Origin of the sequence: Ciceribacter sp. T2.26MG-112.2 (genome assembly GCF_900492205.1) — a bacterium.
Taxonomy (GTDB): Bacteria; Pseudomonadota; Alphaproteobacteria; order Rhizobiales; family Rhizobiaceae; genus Allorhizobium; species Allorhizobium naphthalenivorans_A.
Genome location: NZ_UEYQ01000018.1, coordinates 1 through 17,619 on the forward strand (window position 1 = coordinate 1; position 17,619 = coordinate 17,619).

22 protein-coding genes are annotated in these 17,619 nt (G+C 64.8%); 20 read left to right on the top strand and 2 right to left on the bottom strand.

What is annotated here, in order from left to right; all coding sequences use genetic code 11:
• Positions 1-157 precede the first annotated feature (157 nt).
• The 3 genes from DYZ14_RS18705 (at position 158) to DYZ14_RS18715 (ending at position 2,087) form a co-directional block, all read left to right on the top strand.
• A complete protein-coding gene (locus DYZ14_RS18705; RefSeq protein WP_154722093.1) occupies positions 158-838 on the top strand; it encodes an energy-coupling factor ABC transporter ATP-binding protein in 681 nt (226 codons plus the stop codon).
• A complete protein-coding gene (locus DYZ14_RS18710) occupies positions 835-1,437 on the top strand; it encodes an energy-coupling factor transporter transmembrane component T family protein (protein ID WP_154722094.1) in 603 nt (200 codons plus the stop codon). Before DYZ14_RS18705 ends, DYZ14_RS18710 begins: the two co-directional genes overlap by 4 nt.
• An 86-nt stretch (positions 1,438-1,523) precedes the next feature.
• Complete coding sequence (locus tag DYZ14_RS18715) at positions 1,524-2,087, top strand: biotin transporter BioY (protein ID WP_154722095.1); 564 nt, start codon at positions 1,524-1,526, stop codon at positions 2,085-2,087.
• Between the two features lie 28 nt (positions 2,088-2,115).
• Here the strand turns inward: DYZ14_RS18715 and DYZ14_RS18720 are convergent, their stop codons facing one another.
• Positions 2,116-2,547, bottom strand: coding sequence for a hypothetical protein (locus DYZ14_RS18720; RefSeq protein ID WP_154722096.1), 432 nt, complete (start codon positions 2,545-2,547; stop codon positions 2,116-2,118).
• A gap of 331 nt (positions 2,548-2,878) precedes the next feature.
• Between DYZ14_RS18720 and pqqA the strand changes: the two genes are divergently transcribed.
• The 11 genes from pqqA (at position 2,879) to DYZ14_RS24160 (ending at position 10,793) form a co-directional block, all read left to right on the top strand.
• Positions 2,879-2,974, top strand: a complete 96-nt coding sequence (gene pqqA, locus DYZ14_RS18725) for a pyrroloquinoline quinone precursor peptide PqqA (protein WP_115672177.1) — start codon at positions 2,879-2,881, stop codon at positions 2,972-2,974.
• Between the two features lie 23 nt (positions 2,975-2,997).
• Positions 2,998-3,912 carry a pyrroloquinoline quinone biosynthesis protein PqqB gene (pqqB, locus tag DYZ14_RS18730; RefSeq protein ID WP_154722097.1) on the top strand — a complete coding sequence of 305 codons (915 nt, stop codon included), beginning with the start codon at positions 2,998-3,000 and terminating at the stop codon, positions 3,910-3,912.
• Positions 3,875-4,690 (top strand): pyrroloquinoline-quinone synthase PqqC, encoded by an 816-nt coding sequence (gene pqqC, locus DYZ14_RS18735; protein WP_154722098.1) that lies wholly within the window; start codon positions 3,875-3,877, stop codon positions 4,688-4,690. The genes pqqB and pqqC overlap by 38 nt, the downstream gene beginning before the upstream one ends.
• Positions 4,691-4,725: 35 nt before the next feature.
• The gene (pqqD, locus tag DYZ14_RS18740) at positions 4,726-5,028 is read left to right on the top strand and encodes a pyrroloquinoline quinone biosynthesis peptide chaperone PqqD (RefSeq protein ID WP_154722099.1); all 303 of its coding nucleotides are present in this window, start codon (positions 4,726-4,728) and stop codon (positions 5,026-5,028) included.
• A complete protein-coding gene (gene pqqE / locus DYZ14_RS18745) occupies positions 5,025-6,140 on the top strand; it encodes a pyrroloquinoline quinone biosynthesis protein PqqE (RefSeq protein WP_154722100.1) in 1,116 nt (371 codons plus the stop codon). The genes pqqD and pqqE overlap by 4 nt, the downstream gene beginning before the upstream one ends.
• A 178-nt stretch (positions 6,141-6,318) precedes the next feature.
• Positions 6,319-7,620, top strand: a complete 1,302-nt coding sequence (locus DYZ14_RS18750; RefSeq protein WP_154722101.1) for a PQQ-dependent sugar dehydrogenase — start codon at positions 6,319-6,321, stop codon at positions 7,618-7,620.
• A gap of 187 nt (positions 7,621-7,807) precedes the next feature.
• Complete coding sequence (locus DYZ14_RS18755; RefSeq protein ID WP_195950022.1) at positions 7,808-8,353, top strand: SH3 domain-containing protein; 546 nt, start codon at positions 7,808-7,810, stop codon at positions 8,351-8,353.
• Between the two features lie 313 nt (positions 8,354-8,666).
• Positions 8,667-8,876, top strand: coding sequence for a cold-shock protein (locus DYZ14_RS18760; protein ID WP_115672186.1), 210 nt, complete (start codon positions 8,667-8,669; stop codon positions 8,874-8,876).
• 177 nt (positions 8,877-9,053) lie between these two features.
• Positions 9,054-9,329, top strand: a complete 276-nt coding sequence (locus DYZ14_RS18765) for a hypothetical protein (RefSeq protein ID WP_115672187.1) — start codon at positions 9,054-9,056, stop codon at positions 9,327-9,329.
• 143 nt (positions 9,330-9,472) lie between these two features.
• Complete coding sequence (gene rsgA, locus DYZ14_RS18770; RefSeq protein WP_232365589.1) at positions 9,473-10,495, top strand: ribosome small subunit-dependent GTPase A; 1,023 nt, start codon at positions 9,473-9,475, stop codon at positions 10,493-10,495.
• 133 nt (positions 10,496-10,628) lie between these two features.
• Complete coding sequence (locus DYZ14_RS24160) at positions 10,629-10,793, top strand: hypothetical protein (protein WP_195950024.1); 165 nt, start codon at positions 10,629-10,631, stop codon at positions 10,791-10,793.
• Positions 10,794-10,877: 84 nt separating this feature from the next.
• Here DYZ14_RS24160 and DYZ14_RS18775 read toward each other — a convergent pair whose 3' ends face one another.
• Positions 10,878-11,279 carry an acyl-CoA thioesterase gene (locus DYZ14_RS18775; RefSeq protein ID WP_154722104.1) on the bottom strand — a complete coding sequence of 134 codons (402 nt, stop codon included), beginning with the start codon at positions 11,277-11,279 and terminating at the stop codon, positions 10,878-10,880.
• Positions 11,280-11,493: 214 nt separating this feature from the next.
• On the opposite strand from DYZ14_RS18775, the gene DYZ14_RS18780 reads away from it, so the two are divergent.
• From DYZ14_RS18780 to DYZ14_RS18805, 6 genes are all read left to right on the top strand, one after another.
• Positions 11,494-12,429 carry a histone deacetylase family protein gene (locus DYZ14_RS18780; protein ID WP_154722105.1) on the top strand — a complete coding sequence of 312 codons (936 nt, stop codon included), beginning with the start codon at positions 11,494-11,496 and terminating at the stop codon, positions 12,427-12,429.
• Positions 12,430-12,431: 2 nt separating this feature from the next.
• Positions 12,432-12,686, top strand: coding sequence for an exodeoxyribonuclease VII small subunit (locus DYZ14_RS18785; protein WP_028736872.1), 255 nt, complete (start codon positions 12,432-12,434; stop codon positions 12,684-12,686).
• A 153-nt stretch (positions 12,687-12,839) separates the two neighbouring features.
• A complete protein-coding gene (locus DYZ14_RS18790) occupies positions 12,840-13,799 on the top strand; it encodes a TAXI family TRAP transporter solute-binding subunit (protein ID WP_154722106.1) in 960 nt (319 codons plus the stop codon).
• Positions 13,800-14,016: 217 nt separating this feature from the next.
• Positions 14,017-16,125: a TRAP transporter permease gene (locus DYZ14_RS18795; protein ID WP_195950026.1), complete on the top strand. Its 2,109-nt coding sequence runs from the start codon at positions 14,017-14,019 to the stop codon at positions 16,123-16,125.
• A complete protein-coding gene (locus DYZ14_RS18800) occupies positions 16,122-16,505 on the top strand; it encodes a DUF1850 domain-containing protein (protein WP_154722108.1) in 384 nt (127 codons plus the stop codon). Before DYZ14_RS18795 ends, DYZ14_RS18800 begins: the two co-directional genes overlap by 4 nt.
• Before the next feature lie 94 nt (positions 16,506-16,599).
• Positions 16,600-17,526 (top strand): pirin family protein, encoded by a 927-nt coding sequence (locus DYZ14_RS18805; protein WP_154722109.1) that lies wholly within the window; start codon positions 16,600-16,602, stop codon positions 17,524-17,526.
• Positions 17,527-17,619: the final 93 nt, after the last annotated feature.

Sequence of the window (17,619 nt, forward strand, 5' to 3'; positions counted from 1 at the left end):
GCCAAGACCCCTCCCCAACCCCTCCCCACAAGGGGGAGGGGCTCCACCTGCCGCCCCATGCCTTCCTATGCGCTTGCTCCGTAGCCCTGGGGCATATTCCCCTCGCCCCTCCCCCGGTCTATAGAGACACCTCAGACATCCGCGGGGACTTTTACGCTTGCAGATCACATTCGACCGGGCAGAGGTGCGCTATGGCACCGCGGTGGCGCTTCATCCGCTGAGCGTCGCGCTTAGTGAACGCCGCATCGGCGTGATCGGGCTCAACGGATCGGGCAAGACGACGTTTGCGCGGCTGATCAATGGCCTGGTCAAGCCGTCGGCCGGCACGGTTTCGCTCGACGGGCTCGACACGGTAAAGGACGACAAGGCGGTGCTGGCGAAGGCCGGTTTCATCTTCCAGAACCCGGCCAACCAGATCATCCTGCCGATCATCCGCGACGACATCGCCTTTGGCCCGAAGAGCCGGGGACTGAAGGGCGCGGCGCTCGAGACGGCGGTCGATGGGGTGCTGGAGCGTTTCGGCATCACTCATCTCGCCGGCCGGCGGCCGCACGAACTCTCCGGCGGCGAGTTGCAACTGGCGGCGCTTTCCGCGGTGGTCGTGACGGATCCGGATCTCGTCATCTTCGACGAGCCGACCAACCAGCTGGACCTCAAGAACCGCGCCATGGTGAAGGCGGCGATCGAGGGGCTCACGCAGCAGGCGATCGTCATCAGCCACGATCTCGACCTCGTCGCCGGCTTCGAACGCGTGCTGGTCTTCCACCAGGGGCGGATCACCTTCGACGGCGAGGCCGGCGAGGCCATCGCCCGCTATCGGGAGATCGCGCTTTCATGAAAAGCCTGCATGTTCCCGGCAACAGCCTGATGCACCGGATGAAACCCTCGGTGAAGATGGCCGGGCTGGCGCTGATTGCGGTGTTGATCTTCCTGACCCGCGATCCGCACCTGCTGGTTCCGGTGCTCGTGGCCGCAGCCCTGCTCTATTTCTCGCTCGGCCAGCCGCTACGCGCGGCGCTGTCGCCGTTGAAGCCCGTCTTCCTCACCATCGCCATCGTCGGGCTCTTCCATCTGCTGCTGACCAGCGCCGAGGAGGCGATGGTCACAGTTCTCCGCCTTTCGACGCTGATGCTGCTGGGCGCCGCGGTGACCGCGACGACCACGGTTTCCGCCTTCATCGAGACCATCACCAAGGCCGCCGCGCCGCTCGAGCGGCTGGGCCTGGTGAAGGCCGCCGACATCGGGCTCTCGGTCGGGCTGGTGGTGCGTTTCGTGCCGGAAATCCTCTCGCGCTACGAGGCAATCCGCGAGGCGCACCGGGCGCGCGGCATCCGGCCGAAGATCGCAACCATGCTCGGGCCGCTGGTCATCGCCACCCTCAAGGATGCGGATAGCATCGCCGAGGCCATTGACGCGCGGGGCATTCGCGGGCAGTGACTTTTCCCGCTGGGGGAATTTTCGTTTCACATCTGTCGTCATCAGACCGCTTCATGGTTTTGCCCGACAGGCCCAAGGGAGACATCATGCAGACCCGTGACCTCGTACTCATCTCGCTGTTTGCCGCGATCATCGTCGCACTCGGCCTCGTTCCGCCGATCACGCTCGGCTTCATTCCGGTGCCGATCACCGCGCAGTCGCTCGGCGTGATGCTGGCTGGCGTCGTTCTCGGCGCCAAGCGCGGGGCGCTGGCCGCCGTTCTCGTCATCCTGCTGGTGGCGATCGGCCTGCCGGTGCTGTCCGGCGGCCGTGGCGGCCTTGCCGTCTTCGCCGGCCCGACCGTCGGCTTCCTGATCGGCTGGGTGCCAGCGGCCTTTGCCACAGGCCTGATCGCCGAACGCTTCGCCCGCCCGGGTCTGTCCGCCGTCAAGCAGACGCTCGGCTTCTTCGCCGCGGCCACCCTCGGTGGCGTCGTCGTGCTCTATGTCTTCGGCATCGGCTACCTCGCCTTCGGCGCCGGCCTTGGCCTTCAAAAGGCCTTTCTCGGCTCGATGGCCTTCATCCCGGGCGACCTGTTGAAGGCGGCGATCGCCGGCCTTGCCGGCCGCGCCGTGATGGTGGGTTATCCGCTGCTGCCGCAGCGCGCCTGAACGGTCGCGTTCCGGAAACGACCGACGGTCAACTCTCTCGCCGCCGCAGCAGCAACCATGTTGCGGCGGCGAAGCCCAGCGCGCCGAACCACGGTGCCAGCGAAACGGCGAGCGCGACGATGAAGGTCTCATAGGACTGGCCTTTCAGCATCCATTGCAGCAAGAGGCCGGCAAGCCAACCGCCAAGGGCAGCGGCAAAGGCCCATGCCAGGCGAGCCGCCGATCCGCGCGGCGCCCGCGCCTGCGGGTTCCTCCTTCCGGAAAAAATCCAGTACCAGAGTCCCGCCACCAGGGCGCCTATGATTGCCACGGCAGGCCCGATGACAAAGGCCAACCCCATGGCGGCAGCCCCCTCGCGCTGCGAAACCTCGAAAACGTCGAAGGCAACCAGCCCAATGCCGAGGGCCGCGAGATATCCGGCAACCAGAGCCGCAAGCGCGACCAGGACCGTCTTCAGCACTCTTGAAGCCCTGCGATCCCGGCCGTCTGGCCGCTCCCCCGCCATGCCCATCACCCGCGGCGGCAAAGCCGACGCCGCGCCCTAGGTCGGATCATAGCAAAATTGGCGACCGGCGCGAGCGGGCTCCGACCCGTCGACCCCGTCCACCGAAAGCGGGCAACGCGTGCTCAAAACCGATACGTTTCGCTGTATTGCAGCCTGCAAAGTTTGACCCATAAGATCGCAATGCTTGGAGGAGTGTCCAGCCGGCAGCCTTCCGACGTGTCGGAAATCGGCGTTTTGCTTTTGCAAGGGACGACAAGCGCGCTCTTCAACCTTGGGAGGAACTACCATGAAATGGAATGCCCCTAAATTCGTCGAGGTCAGCTGCGGCATGGAAATCAACCGTTACGCCCCGGCGGACGGCGGCGAGCCCGTGCTGTTCTGATTGATCGTCGCGGGCACGAGGCGATGACGCAAGTTCGTTTCCTCGTGCTCGGTGCCGCGGCCGGCGGAGGTCTGCCCCAGTGGAACTGCGGCTGCCCGAACTGTCGCGCGGCGCGTGATCCGGTGTCGGGCCTCAAACCCCAGACGCAATCGTCGCTGGCGGTCAGCCCGGACGGCGAGCAGTGGGTGGTGTTCAACGCCTCGCCCGACATGCGCGCACAGATCGAAGGCAATGCCTGCCTTCATCCGCGCGCGCTGCGCGACAGCCCGATCAGAAGCGTGGTCGTCACCAATGGCGACATCGACCATATCACCGGGCTCCTGACGCTGCGGGAAAAGCAGCCCTTCGTGCTTTTTGCCACGGCGGCGCTGATGGAGACGCTCGGGCAGAACCCGGTCTTCCAGGTGCTCGATCCCGCGCTCGTGCAGCAGCGGACGGTCGGCCTCGACGCGCCGTTTTCGCCGCTTGACGGCCTTGAGATCCGGCTGTTCGCCGTGCCCGGCAAGGTGCCGCTCTATCTCGAAGGGGCCGACCTGAAGCTCGGCCAGGAGACCGACGACACGGTCGGCGTCGAATTCCTGATCGGCGGCAAGCGCGCCTATTACATTCCCGGCTGCGGCTCGATGCCGGCAACGCTTTCGCGGAGGCTCGAGAATGCCGACCTCGTCTTCTTCGACGGAACCGTGTTCGAGGACGACGAGATGATCGTCGCCGGCGTCGGCAGCAAGACCGGACGGCGCATGGGGCACATGCCGATCAGCGGCGGGGGCGGCAGCCTTGCGGCGCTGTCGCCCCTGTCGATCGGCCGCAAGGTCTTCGTCCACATCAACAATACGAACCCGATCTGGCGCGCCGGGCCGGAGCGCGATCAGGTCGAGGCGCAGGGTTTCGAAATCGGCCATGACGGAATGGAGGTCATCCTTGTTGCCCAATCCTGACAGACAAGCCCAGGACAGAGCCGCCTTCGAGGCGCGCCTTCAGGCGATCGGGGCGTCGCGCTATCATGACAAGCATCCATTCCACCAGATGCTGCATGGCGGCGGCTGTTCGATGATCCAGGTACGGGCCTGGGTCATCAACCGCTATTACTACCAGAGCCGCATCCCGATGAAGGACGCGGCCTTCCTGTCGCGCTGCGAGGATCCGCAATTGCGGCGCATCTGGCGCAGCCGCATCGAGGACCATGACGGTGGGGTGAGCGAAGGCGGCGGCATCCGCCGCTGGCTGAAGCTTTCCGAAGCCGTCGGGCTCGATCCCGATTTCGTCGCCTCGACCCGCGGCGTTTTGCCGGGCACACGCTTTGCCGTCGATGCCTATGTGCATTTCGTCCGGGAAAAGCCGCTGCTCGAAGCGGTCGCCTCGTCGCTCACCGAACTCTTCGCCCCGGCGATCCACGAGAACCGCATTGCCGGACTTCTCAAGCACTATGCCTTTGCCGACGAAGGCGCGCTTTCCTATTTCCGCCAGCGGCTGAACGAGGCGCCTGAGGACGTCAAGTTCGGCCTGGCCTTCGTGCTCGACCATGCCGACACGCTGGAAAAGCAGGATGCGGCCGCGGCCGCGCTCACCTTCAAGACGGATGTTCTGTGGTCGCAGCTCGATACGCTGCATTCGGCCTATGTGGCGCCGGCGCGCATTCCGCCCGGCGGCTGGGACGGGCGCGAGGGCGTGACCGGCGCGCTCGACGAAAACCCCTTGCGCGGGGCGGCGGAATGAGCGGCGAAGGGACGGCCCCAATCAGTGGAGAAAACATGGCCGCCGACGGCACCGGCGTCGTGGTCACCGGCGCAACCGTGGCGCGGCTGGCGCGCGGCGTGCGGTTGCGCGAGGACCCGGTGCGCGGCCAGACGGTCCTTCTCGCGCCCGAACGGGCACTTGCGCTCGACGAGATCGCGGTCGCCATCGTCAAGGCGCTGGACGGGGACCGCGACCTCGACACGATCGCTGCGGATTTCGCCCGTCAGTTCGAGGCGCCCAAGGATCAGGTGCTCGCCGACGTAATCGCCTTCATCCGCGAGTTTTCCGACCGGCGCCTCTTGGAGATCGTCCGATGAACGAACACCCCTCGCCTGCGCGCTTTACCGCCCAGCGCCCGCCGCCGCCGATCGCCATGCTGGCGGAACTCACCCATCGCTGTCCGCTCGCCTGCCCCTATTGCTCCAATCCGCTGGAGCTTTCCCGCGCCTCGGAAGAGCTTTCGACCGAGGAATGGATCGACGTCTTCCGCCAAGCGGTCGAACTCGGCGTGCTACATGTGCATCTCTCAGGCGGCGAACCCGCCTCACGGCGCGATCTGGTGGCGCTGACCCGGGCCGCGTCCGGCTTCGGGCTCTACACCAATCTCATCACGTCGGGTGTCGGCCTGACCGAAGCACGCATTCAGGAGCTTTCGGAGGCAGGCCTCGATCATCTGCAACTGTCGATCCAGGGTGTCACGCCGGAAAAGGCCGATCTGGTCGGCGGCTATGCGGGCAGTTATGACCGCAAGATCGCGGTCGCCGGCTGGACCCATGCGGCAGGTATTCCTCTTACCGTCAATGCCGTCTGCCACAAGCAGAACATGGACGAGATCGAGGACATGGTGGGGCTTGCCATCGAGCTCGGCGCGCGGCGGATCGAGATCGCCACCGTGCAGTTCCACGGCTGGGCCGAACGCAACCGGGCCTCGCTCATGCCGACCCGCGCACAGGTGGAAGCGACCACCGCCTTCGTCAACGAAGCGCGAAAGCGGCTCGCGGGCACGCTGGTGATCGACTATGTGCCGGCCGACCATCATTCACGCTATCCCAAGGCCTGCATGGGCGGCTGGGGCCGCACCGGCCTCAACGTCAATCCGGCGGGGCGCGTCCTGCCCTGTCATGCGGCCGAGACCATACCGGGCCTCACCTTCGACACTGTGCGCGAGACGCCGCTTGCCGAGATCTGGCTCGAGGGGGCGGCCTTCAACGCCTATCGCGGCGACGACTGGATGGCCGAGCCCTGCCGCAGTTGCGAGCGCAAGCACATCGACTTCGGCGGCTGCCGCTGCCAGGCCATGGCGCTCGCCGGCGACGCCACCGCCACCGACCCGGTCTGCATCCGCTCGCCGCTGCACGCGGCGCTTGTGGCCGCAGCCGACGCGGACGGCGAGGCGGAACCGGGCCCGTTCGTCTATCGGGGGCGGTAAAGCCAAAAATCATCGATCCGCTTCCGATGACAGACCCAGCGGTCCGACCAGCCAGCTTCTGCGGCTGCTCGACCGGCATCCGGAGTTGATCGAGGATCTGCGCTGATTTTGCCGTTCGTCAGTTCCAAGCGCTTCGGCCTTCGGCTATGGTGCCGGCAAAATACTGAAGGAGACTGAGATGACAGCCCTTTTCGCTCGCCTTGTCGCCATGATCGGCGCGGCGATGATCCTGATGCGGCGCTGGGGCAAGAGCCCGGAAAAGCCGGCCCTCGGCGGCGCGCCGATCATTCCCGAAGCAAAGCCGCAGCGCATCCCGACGCTCAAGATGCCGACCGCCAAGGGCTGGGAGGACGGTCATGCGCCGACCGCCGCCGCCGGCCTCAAGGTCAATGCCTTCGCCAAGGGCCTGAAACACCCGCGCTGGATCTATGTGCTGCCGAACGGCGACGTGCTGACGGCCGAGGCGCTCGGCGTCGACGGCGGGCGGATCAGGACGCCGTTCGACTATGCCATGTATTCGACGATGAAGCGGGCAGCGGCCGTCGGCAACAGCCCCAATCGCATCACGCTCTTGCGCGATGCCGATGGCGACGGCGTGGCCGAGATGCGCCACACCTTCATGGAAGGCCTCAACCATCCCTTCGGCATGGCCATGCTCGACGGCACCTTCTATGTTGGCAATACCGACGGCATCATGGCCTTTCCCTATACCGAAGGCGCGACGAAGATCCAGGCTGAAGGCCGCAAGATCGCCGACTACAAGCCGGCCGGCCACTGGACCCGCAGCATCCTGCCGAGCCGCGACGGCAAGAAGCTCTATGTCGGCGTCGGCTCGCTCAGCAACATTGCCGAGCACGGCTTCGAGGCCGAGGAGGGGCGTGCCTGCATCTACGAGGTGGACCTCGAGACCGGCACGCAGCGAATCTTCGCCGGCGGCCTGCGCAATCCCGTCGGTCTTGCCTTTGAGCCCACGACCGGCGACCTGTTCACCGTCGTCAACGAGCGCGACGGGCTCGGCGACGAGACGCCGCCCGACTATCTCACCTCGGTGAAGGACGGCGGCTTCTACGGCTGGCCCTTCTGCTACTGGGGCAAGACGGTCGACGACCGCGTGCCGCAGGACCCGGCCAAGGTCGCGACCGCCATCCGCCCCGACTATGCGCTCGGCGGCCACACGGCTTCGCTCGGCCTCTGCTGGCTGCCGGCCGGCACGCTGCCGGGCTTCCCCGACGGCATGGTGATCGGCCAGCACGGCTCGTGGAACCGCTCCAACCTCGCCGGCTACAAGGTGATCTTCGTGCCGTTCGAGGACGGCCGCCCTTCGGGTCCGCCGCGCGACATCCTCACCGACTTCCTGGCGCCGGACGAGAAATATTCCTACGGCCGCCCGGTGGGCGTCACCATCGGCCCGGACGGTTCCCTGCTGGTCGCGGACGATGTCGGCGACGTCATCTGGCGCGTGACCGGAGCCGGGGCTTGAGGCTTCGGGCCAAAGGCCTGCAGCACACTCCATGGAATACCGGCCTCGCCGCCTAACGCGGCGGGGTCCTTGCCGAACGGCGACCAGAACCCCAAAATGGCCCGTGCTTCTGAGACCCGCTCCGCTAGCATGGACCTCCATTGCGGCCGGCACGATGCCCGCCGCATCCAGCGTCCCCGGGGCCCTCATGCGTCAGACACGGACTTTTCTCCTCGCCCTCTTCCCCCTGCTCCTCGCCGGCGGTCTGTCCACACCGTCCCTTGCACAGGGCTATGACGAGGCCTGCATGCAGGCGGTCGAAGAGCTCTGCGGCAAGACGCCGGTGATGCAGTGTTTCGCCGACGACGCCCAGTGGGGCAAGATCCCGGAACGCTGCCACGGCGACGTGCAGAGCATGTTCGAGGCGGAAAACGATTCCGCCGCCGCGGAGGGTGCGGCCCCCGCCGACGTGCAGGCCGCCACCCCGATCGAGGATCTCGCGGCGCTTTCCTATGGCGGCATCCTGCGCTCGGGCCCGAGCATGGACTCGAAGAAGAAGGCCAGCATCAGGCTCGGCCAAGCGATCGAACTGCTCGAGGCGACCGGCATCTGGACCGACGACTTCCAGTGGTTCAAGGTCAGGACCGCCTCCGGCACCGGCTATCACTGGGGCGGCATCTTCTGCACCATGGGCGGCGCCAAGCCCGAGGGCGTGCTTTACGACTGCAAAGAGAACCCGCCGGGGAGTTTCTGAGGAAAGCGATCGGCCTTCTTGCGAAGGAAACAGCACGCCATCGTTCCGGCAGGTTCCCCCCGCTCAATTCGTCGCGCTGGATTGCATCCACCGACCTGCACAACCAAAATACGAAGAAGTCAAATTCGATAAACTAAAAGTTGACAAGCCGGGTATGGCCCGCTATATGAAGCTTATCGAGATTTGCTTGCTGAGCTTTGGTTACCGCGCGTCTGGCACCGCGCCCTGAACGAACCTTCCTTTCAAAAATCGTTATCTTCATCCGCAGCGCTTCAGCGCTGTGGTCAATCAATATGCTAAGAAAGGGTTCATCATGACCACTGGCACAGTTAAATGGTTCAATTCCACCAAGGGCTTCGGCTTCATTCAGCCTGACGATGGCGGCCAGGACGCCTTCGTCCACATCTCGGCCGTCGAACGCGCCGGAATGCGCGAAATCGTCGAAGGCCAGAAGATCGGCTACGACATGGAGCGCGACAACAAGTCGGGCAAGATGTCCGCCTGCAACCTGCAGGCCGTATAATCGGTAACGGCTTTCCTTTGACCACGGATGTACTGGCACTGTCGAAAGCCAAGTTACCAAGCGAGGTCAGGCATATAGTGCCTGGCCTTTTTTTATGCCTTGCAGACCGTCTGATCCCTGTCCGGCCCTTCTGATTGCCGGCGGCATGGTCGCGTCGCAGAATAACCGGAGCAAGCAATGACAGCAGCGGAGAAGGAGCTCCAGGCGACCACGACCGCCTGGCAGATCGCCATCCAGGAAATCCTGCGGATCGTGGTGCGTGACATCTACAGGACCGGCAGCGAGGCCGAGTTCCAGGCGCATATCAAGCGCATTGAAGAGGCCGCCGTCGACAGCATCTATACCGGCCTGATGCTTCGGGGTACAAACGAATGGACGGAGCTTCTGGTGAAGGAGAAAGCCAGCAACTTCGTGACCAGCCTGTTGACCTCGTTTACCTTCGACCGTGCCTAAGGTTGGTGGGGATTCCGAGCTTGACGCGGCATGAACGAACACAGGCCTGCGAGGTCGCGGCAAGACGGCCCTGCGATACCGTATTGTCTCCATTCGACGGGAAGCTGACCGATGCCCCACACTCTCAGTCCGCGGATCAAGCCTTGAGCAGGTCCGATACGTCTTCATCGCTCGAACGGCTCGGCTGGTCCGAATTCTTTGCCGCTCAAGTGGAGCCGGGCGAGGCCCATCTCGCACCCCGGCGCGTCGCCTCGGTTCACCGGGCCCGCCTCGAGGCGATCGACGCAAGCGGGCCGGTCGGGCTCGAGCTTGCGGCCAATGCCAATACTGCCGACTTTGCCGTGGGCGACTGGGTTCTGGCCGATCCGCTGACCGACATGCTGGTACGCCGCCTCGATCGAAAGACCCTGCTGCAACGACACAGCGAGATCCGGAACGGCCTGCAACTGGCGGCCGCCAATGTCGATACGCTGTTCATCACGACGTCCTGCAATGCCGACTTCAACGCGGCACGGCTGGAGCGCTACCTGATCATGGCCCACCAGGCAGGGACCAGGCCGGTGATCGTGCTGACCAAGGCGGACACCGCCGCCGATGCCGACGACTATCGCCGCCAGGCCATCGCCCTGCAGCGCGACCTGCCGGTGGTCGTCCTCAACGCCCGGTCGGCCGATGCCATCGAAACGCTGAAACCATGGCTTGGGGCTGGGCAGACGGTGGCACTGGTCGGTTCTTCCGGGGTGGGAAAATCGACGCTGGTCAACACCCTGGCCGGCTCGGCGAGCGAGACGGCGCAGAAGACCGGCACGATCCGCGAGCATGATGCGCAAGGTCGCCACACGACGACGGCCCGCTCGCTCCATGCGATAGCCGGCGGCGGGTGGGTGATCGATACGCCGGGCATCAGGACGCTCTATGTGAGCGACGTGACCGACGGCATCGACACGCTGTTCGGTGATATTTCCGACCTTTCGGAGCAATGCCGGTTTCGCGATTGCACCCATGTCCACGAACCGGGCTGCGCCGTGCAGGCTGCGGTCGCTTCGGGTCAACTCGACGCCGACCGGCTGGGACGCTGGCGCACGCTGATAGAGGAGAGCCGCAGCCGGACCCCGGTACAGACAGGACCGCGCGGCAACAAGGTGGTTCGCCGGAAGAAATACTAGGCCGCCATCGCCAAAGGATGCCGGCGCATTACCCGGGCGCAGGCCGCACCAGGCCTGGCGCTTTTCCCTCTCACCCTTCCATCCGATCCCGTGGCTTCGGTATCCCGCCGAGCCCCCACAACAGGAGACATTCATGTCCGACACCAAGACGAATACTTCGGCAAAGAACCTGCCCTACGAGCCCATTCAGTTCGCCAAGAAGCACCGCATCTCCGTCGAGGATGCAAAGGTCATCATCGACAGGCACGGCGCCGACCGCAAGTCGGCCGACAAGGAAGGCCGGCGCATCAGCCTCTGAAAAAACAGCAGCCGCGGCAGCCTCGCTGTCCGCGGCCGCAACCCGGTGCAGGCCTGAGGCGTCGTCGATTGGCCGCGCCCGAACTTACTTCAGATAGCCGTAGAGCCAGTCGCGGATATCCTCCGGCAGCCGCACCGGTTCACCGGTCTCCGACGCGCAAGCCGCCCAGATCACCTCGATTTCGGCGCAAAGCGTCTTGTCCTTCTCGATCAGCACGTTGAACCCGATCGACTTGCCGCCGATCTTGTCGATGGTGACGGTCATGCGGGCCCTGTCGTCCAGCCTCAGCGGCTCGTGGAAACGGATCTCGATCTTGGTCGCCTGGAAATGCGGCTCGTCTTCCAGCGGCGGACGATAGCGCCAGAAATGGGAGAGCGCGGTTTCGGCATAGGCGAGATAGGCGGCATTGTGCAGCCTTCCGGTCATGTCGATGTCGCGATAGGGCACGCGGATATCCGTCACCTCGACGCGTTCCAGATCGTCCATGAAACCTCTCCCCTTTCGCGATTGCCCCTGACATTCAAGGGCATTTTGCCGGCAATCACAAGGCGCGGTCAAAAATGGCCGCGTTCGGGACAGGCCGGTAGGGTCAAGCCAACGGCTCGCTCTGTCCACAGGGCAACGTCCCGCTTGGTCTGCGCGGTGGAACATCACGACCGCGCGCACTATGTTGGCCTCGACCTTCCAAGGAGAATGCGCGATGACCACCCGCCTCTACGAGAACACCGTCTTTCTCGAGCATGAGACGCCCGCCGGCCATCCGGAACGGGCCGACCGGCTGCGCTCGCTCAACATCGCGCTGGAACACCCCAATTTCTCGCCCCTCGAACGCGTCGAGGCGAAGATCGCCAACGAGGATGCCGTCGTGCTCGCCCATCCGGAAGAGCATCTCTTTGCCGTCATGCGACAGATCCCCGAGGAAGAGGGCGAGATCAACCAGATCGAAGCCGACACCTATACCTCGCCGAAGAGCCTGCAGGCGGCGCTGACGGCGATCGGCGGGGCGATGGCGGCCGTCGATGCGGTGATGACCGGTGAGATTTCCAATGCCTTCGTCGCGGGGCGCCCGCCGGGCCACCATGCGGAAAAATCCAAGGCGATGGGCTTCTGCCTGTTCAACACGGTGGCGATCGCGGCGCGCCATGCGCAGAAGAAGTACGGCGCCGAGCGGGTGGCGATCGTCGACTGGGATGTGCACCACGGCAATGGCACGCAGGACATCTTCTGGGACGATCCGTCCGTGCTGTTCTGTTCGACCCATCAGATGCCGCTCTATCCCGGCACAGGCGCCAGGGACGAGACGGGATCGAAGAACAATGTGGTCAATGCGCCGCTCTCGCCCAATGTCGGCTCTGATCATTTCCGAGAGGCGTTCAAGAGCCGCATCCTGCCGGCACTCCAGGATTTTTCGCCCGACCTGATCCTGATCTCGGCCGGTTTCGACGCCCACCATCGCGATCCGCTGGCGCAGATCAATCTCGTCGGCGAGGATTTCGACTGGGCGACGGGGCGGCTGATGGAAGTGGCCGATCGTTTTGCCCATAACCGGGTCGTCAGCATTCTCGAAGGCGGCTATGATCTGGAAGGTCTGGCCGAATCGGCCGGCCTGCATATCCTTAGACTGATGAAGGGTTGAGTATGACCGAGAACGCCGTTTCCGCCGAGATTTCCAGCTATTCCTTCGAGAAGGCGGTCGCCGAACTCGAAAGCATCGTGGCGCGGCTGGAGCGCGGCGACGTGGCGCTCGACGAGTCGATTTCCATCTACGAGCGCGGCGAGTTGCTGAAGAAACATTGCGAAACGCTGCTCAACGCCGCCGAAAGCCGGATCGAGAAGATCCGCCTTGACCGCGCCGGAAAGCCAGCCGGCACAGAGCCGCTCGACCCGCAATAGGCGCGTTGCGCCACGGGCAAAGGCTTGAAACCGGCAGGTGATCGAAAAGCATGCTTATCGTTATCCCGGCAAAAAAGCCTGCTCGCGATTGACGCGCGGGCATCGCCTCCCCCATGATGCCCCCCATCAACACACAGGTTTGGGAGGACCTTCATGAAGACCACGAAACTCGCAACCGTACTTGCCGGCGCTCTCGCGCTGTCGACCGCACTTGGCGCTGTCTCGGCCAAGGCATCCGAATTCATCAACGTGCTGACCGGCGGCACGTCCGGGGTGTACTACCCGCTCGGCGTCGCCTTGTCGAAGATCTACGGCGACAACATTGCCGGCGCCCGCACCCAAGTGCAGGCCACCAAGGCTTCGGTCGAGAACCTCAATCTGCTGCAGGCCGGACGCGGCGAGATCGGTTTCTCGCTCGGCGACAGCGTGCAGATGGCATGGGACGGCAACAAGGAGGCCGGCTTCCCCGGCAAGCTCGACAAGCTGCGCGGCATTGCCGCGATCTATCCGAACTATATCCAGATTGTCGCATCGCAGGACTCCGGCGTGAAGACGCTGGCCGATCTCAAGGGCAAGAGCCTGTCGGTCGGCGCGCCGAAGTCCGGCACCGAGCTCAATGCGCGCGCCATCCTCAAGGCCGCCGGGATGGGCTATGACGCGCTTGGCAAGACCGAGTACCTGCCCTTTGCCGAGTCGGTCGAGCTCATCAAGAACCGCCAGCTCGACGCCACGCTGCAGTCGGCCGGCATGGGCGTCGCCTCGATCCGCGACCTCGCCACCTCGGTGAAGATCAACGTCGTCGCAGTCCCGGCCGCGGATGTCGAAAAGATCGGTGCACCCTACATGGCGGCCGTCATCCCGGCCGGCACCTATGAAGGCCAGACCGAAGACGTGCCGACGGCCGCCGTCGGCAATTTCCTCATCACTCATGAGGGCGTCTCCGACGAGACCGCCTACCAGATGACCAAGCTTCTGTTCGACAACCTGCCGGCACTGACCGCCGCCCATGCGGCCGCCAAGGCGATCGACGTCAAGAAGGCGCTCGACGGCATGCCGATCCCGCTGCATCCGGGTGCCGAGCGGTATTACAAGGAAATCGGTGTCCTGAAGTAAGGCGGATTGCCGACGGACGACACCCCCTCTGGCCTGCCGGCCATCTCCCCCACAAGGGGGGGAGAAGATCCGGGGATACGTGTCGGCTTCGTCCGCAACCGTGCGACCGGGTTAAGCCCTCCCCCTTGTGGGGAGGGTTTGGGAGTGGTCTTCCGTCCTATGGCTGGACCGCGGCCTGAACGCACGTAAGAGCGGGGCAATTTCTTTCGGAGGAATGATGACCGATACGACCATGCCAGGCCACCACGCACCGCATTCGGCCGAGGAAGCGATCGAGGGGCTGCCCGCCGGATTCGGCGCCGGTCTGCCCGGCAAGGCGGCCTTCTGGATCGCCTTTGCCTTCGCGTTGTTCCAGCTGTGGACCGCCGCTTACGGCACGCTGCCGAGCCAGGTGGTGCGGGCCATGCATGTGGGCTTCCTGCTGTTGCTGGGCTTTTCCCTGTTCGGCAACCTCGTCGCCAGGAGCACGGCTGGGCGCATCTGGTTCTGGACGCTCGGCATTCTCGGGTTCCTCACTGGTCTCTACAACTGGGTGTTCTACGAAGACCTGATCACGCGTTCCGGATTCCTCAACGCGCTCGACCTGACGGTCGGCACGGTCATGGTCATCCTCGTCTTCGAGGCCGCACGCCGCCTCATGGGCTTGCCGCTAACCATCATCGCCGGGCTGTTCCTCGCCTACTGCTTCTTCGGCCAATACCTGCCCTCGCCGCTTGCCCATCGCGGCTATGACTTCGAACTGATCATCGAGCATTTCGCCTTCGGCACGGAGGGCATCTACGGCACGCCGATCTATGTCTCGGCCGCCTATATCTTCATCTTCGTCGTCTTCGCCGCCTTCCTCGAACGCGCCGGCATGCTGACGCTGTTCAACGATTTCGCCCTTGGGCTGGTCGGCACCTGGAAGGGCGGGCCGGCGCAGGTCTGCATCCTCTCCTCCGCGCTGATGGGCACGATCTCCGGTTCGGGCGTCGCCAATGTGGTGGCGAGTGGCCAGTTCACCATTCCGCTGATGAAGAAGTTCGGCTTCCGCTCTGCCTTTGCCGGCGGGGTCGAGGCGACCTCCTCCATGGGTGGGCAGATCATGCCGCCGGTCATGGGCGCCGTCGCCTTCATCATGGCCGAGACACTGAATGTTCCCTATGCCGACATCGTCAAGGCGGCGCTGATCCCGGCCATCCTCTATTTCGGCGTCTGTTTCTGGATGGTCTATCTCGAAGCCGGCAAGGCGGGCCTCAAGGGTATGTCCAAGGCCGAACTGCCCAATCCCTGGTCGGCGGTGAAGGAACACTGGCCGCTGGTGCTGCCGCTGGCGGCCCTCGTCTACCTGCTGTTTGCCGGCTTCACGCCGATCTTCGCCGGCACGATGGGGCTGGCGCTGGTCGTTGTCCTGATCCTCGGCACGCCGCTTGCCGCCATGATCGGCCCCTTTGCCTTCCGCATGGTATTCTGGCTGGCGCTGGGCCTGGCCGCGGCCGCCTTCCTCAAGTTCGGCGTCAACATCCTGCTCCTGGTGATCGGAACGCTGATCGTCGCCTGCGCCTTCTTCAAGGGTGGCCGGGAGACGCTCGCCATCTGCCGGGATTCGCTCGCCGAAGGGGCGAAGAACGCCCTGCCCGTCGGCATTGCCTGTGCTATCGTCGGCATCGTCATCGGCACGCTGACACTGACCGGCATCGCCTCAACCTTCATCGGCGCCGTGATCGAGATCGGCCGGGACAACCTGTTCCTGTCGCTCATCCTCACCATGGTCACCTGCCTGATCCTCGGCATGGGCATCCCGACCATCCCGAACTACATCATCACCTCGTCGCTCGCCGGGCCGGCGCTGCTGGAGCTCGGCGTGCCACTGCTCGTCAGCCACATGTTCGTCTTCTATTTCGGCATCATGGCGGACCTGACGCCCCCGGTGGCGCTCGCCTGCTTTGCCGCTGCCCCCATGGCCAAGACCTCCGGCTTGAAGATATCGCTGCAGGCGACCAAGCTTGCGACCGCCGGATTCGTCGTTCCCTTCATGGCGGTCTATACGCCGGCGCTGATGCTGCAGGATGCCGGTCCTATGGCCGCCGCCTGGGGGTATCCGGTCGAGGTCGCCTATGTCTTCTTCAAGGCCTGCTTCGGCATCGCGCTCTGGGGCATAGCGGTGGTCGGATACCTCTTCGCGCGGCTCTCGCCGCTTGAACGCTTGCTCGCCTTCGTCGCCGGCTTCAGCGTCGTGCTCGCCCTGCCCTGGACCGACGAATTCGGCTTCGCGCTCGGCGGCCTGCTTCTGGCCTTCCATTGGTGGCGCGCCCGCAAGGGGAGCCAGGCGGCCGCTACTCCATGAGCGTCTGCATCCTCGCCGGCGCCAAGGCGATGAGCTTCGCGGTTTCGCTGTTTTCGCTTAGCTGGGCCCATTCGGTGCAGAAGACGGAATGGCAGGAGGACTGGGAAGTCACCCCGGCCGGCCTCCAACTGACGGCGGCTCGCGTCAAAGGCTCCGGCGCCGGCATGGAACCGGGCGACGGTGCCGTGCTGAAAGGCGGCTGGTGGGAATGGTCGCCGCAGAACCCGCCGGTTGGCGAACTGCGCCTTGCGGCCTCCGGTGCTACCGGCGGCGGCTGGACCCTGTGCCATGACGGCGGGTGCGTGGAATTGGGAGCAGAGGCCGGCGGGGACGTCGTGATTGCGCCCTGCGCCGAGCACGAAGCGTTTCCGCAACGGTAGCGGATGAGAACACACTGTTGCGGAACCGGCGGCTGGGGCCAGGGCAACAATGTGCTAGAATTCCGACGTCATTCCCCGAGCGGAGATATCACCCATGTCGTTTTTTCCCGGCACCGACCCCCTGCCCGGCGATGCCTTCGCCAGCGACGCGATCGAGCAGTTGATCATTCCGCGCTCCAGCGACATCGGCGGCTTTGCGGTCAGGCGGGCGCTGCCCACCGCGCGGCGCCGACTGGTCGGGCCGTTCATCTTCTTCGACCGCATGGGACCGGCGCTGCTGCGGGCCGGCGAGGCGCTGGACGTCAAGCCGCATCCGCATATCGGGCTTTCCACCGTCACCTACCTGTTCGACGGCGAGATCAAGCATCGCGACAGCCTGGGTACGGAACTGGTGATCGAGCCCGGTGACATCAACCTGATGACGGCAGGGCGTGGCATCGTGCATTCCGAGCGCACGCCGGAAAAGCTGCGCGGCAAGCCCCATTCGGTCTCCGGGCTGCAGACCTGGCTGGCGCTGCCCGATGACCGGGAAGAGATCGATCCGGCCTTTGCCCATACCTCCAAGAGCGCCATGCCGATGTTCGAGACGGACGGTGCGTCAGGCAGGGTCGTGATCGGTTCGACGGCCGGGCTCAGTTCCCCGGTCAAGGTCTTCTCCGACACGCTGTATGTCGACCTCGCGCTTGAGCCGGGCGGCCGCTTCCACTTCGAGGCGGATCACGAAGAGCGGGCGGCCTATCTTCTGTCCGGAGAGGTGGAGATCGCCGGCGACCGATTTGCCCCCGACCAGTTGCTGGTCTTCCGCCCCGGCGACGCGCTGACATTGACCGGCGGCGCAGCTGGCGCGCATGTCATGCTGTTCGGTGGGGCTGCCATGGCCTCCAGGCGGCACATCTGGTGGAATTTCGTTTCGTCCTCGAAGGAGCGGATCGAACAGGCCAAGGAAGAGTGGAGAACCGGCCGCTTCGACATCGTGCCCGGCGACGAGGACGAGTTTGTGCCTTTGCCGCAAGGCAGTTGAACTCTATATAGGGGGAGGCCATCTGTCCTTGACGCGAGCTTTTGCCCGAGCGGTAAATCCTCTATAAGGCGAGCGACACGCCGAAAAGACGAC

Coding starts and splice junctions, on each gene's coding strand:
- pqqE (WP_154722100.1), top strand. CDS start 5,025: ATGAACGAACACCCCTCGCCTGCGCGCTTTACCGCCCAGCGCCCGCCG.
- DYZ14_RS18755 (WP_195950022.1), top strand. CDS start 7,808: ATGCGTCAGACACGGACTTTTCTCCTCGCCCTCTTCCCCCTGCTCCTC.
- DYZ14_RS18760 (WP_115672186.1), top strand. CDS start 8,667: ATGACCACTGGCACAGTTAAATGGTTCAATTCCACCAAGGGCTTCGGC.
- DYZ14_RS18780 (WP_154722105.1), top strand. CDS start 11,494: ATGACCACCCGCCTCTACGAGAACACCGTCTTTCTCGAGCATGAGACG.
- DYZ14_RS18800 (WP_154722108.1), top strand. CDS start 16,122: ATGAGCGTCTGCATCCTCGCCGGCGCCAAGGCGATGAGCTTCGCGGTT.
- DYZ14_RS18750 (WP_154722101.1), top strand. CDS start 6,319: ATGACAGCCCTTTTCGCTCGCCTTGTCGCCATGATCGGCGCGGCGATG.
- pqqC (WP_154722098.1), top strand. CDS start 3,875: ATGACGGAATGGAGGTCATCCTTGTTGCCCAATCCTGACAGACAAGCC.
- DYZ14_RS18710 (WP_154722094.1), top strand. CDS start 835: ATGAAAAGCCTGCATGTTCCCGGCAACAGCCTGATGCACCGGATGAAA.
- pqqA (WP_115672177.1), top strand. CDS start 2,879: ATGAAATGGAATGCCCCTAAATTCGTCGAGGTCAGCTGCGGCATGGAA.
- DYZ14_RS18790 (WP_154722106.1), top strand. CDS start 12,840: ATGAAGACCACGAAACTCGCAACCGTACTTGCCGGCGCTCTCGCGCTG.
- DYZ14_RS18795 (WP_195950026.1), top strand. CDS start 14,017: ATGACCGATACGACCATGCCAGGCCACCACGCACCGCATTCGGCCGAG.
- DYZ14_RS18805 (WP_154722109.1), top strand. CDS start 16,600: ATGTCGTTTTTTCCCGGCACCGACCCCCTGCCCGGCGATGCCTTCGCC.
- DYZ14_RS18715 (WP_154722095.1), top strand. CDS start 1,524: ATGCAGACCCGTGACCTCGTACTCATCTCGCTGTTTGCCGCGATCATC.
- DYZ14_RS18785 (WP_028736872.1), top strand. CDS start 12,432: ATGACCGAGAACGCCGTTTCCGCCGAGATTTCCAGCTATTCCTTCGAG.
- pqqD (WP_154722099.1), top strand. CDS start 4,726: ATGGCCGCCGACGGCACCGGCGTCGTGGTCACCGGCGCAACCGTGGCG.
- pqqB (WP_154722097.1), top strand. CDS start 2,998: ATGACGCAAGTTCGTTTCCTCGTGCTCGGTGCCGCGGCCGGCGGAGGT.
- DYZ14_RS18775 (WP_154722104.1), bottom strand. CDS start 11,279: ATGGACGATCTGGAACGCGTCGAGGTGACGGATATCCGCGTGCCCTAT.
- DYZ14_RS18765 (WP_115672187.1), top strand. CDS start 9,054: ATGACAGCAGCGGAGAAGGAGCTCCAGGCGACCACGACCGCCTGGCAG.
- DYZ14_RS24160 (WP_195950024.1), top strand. CDS start 10,629: ATGTCCGACACCAAGACGAATACTTCGGCAAAGAACCTGCCCTACGAG.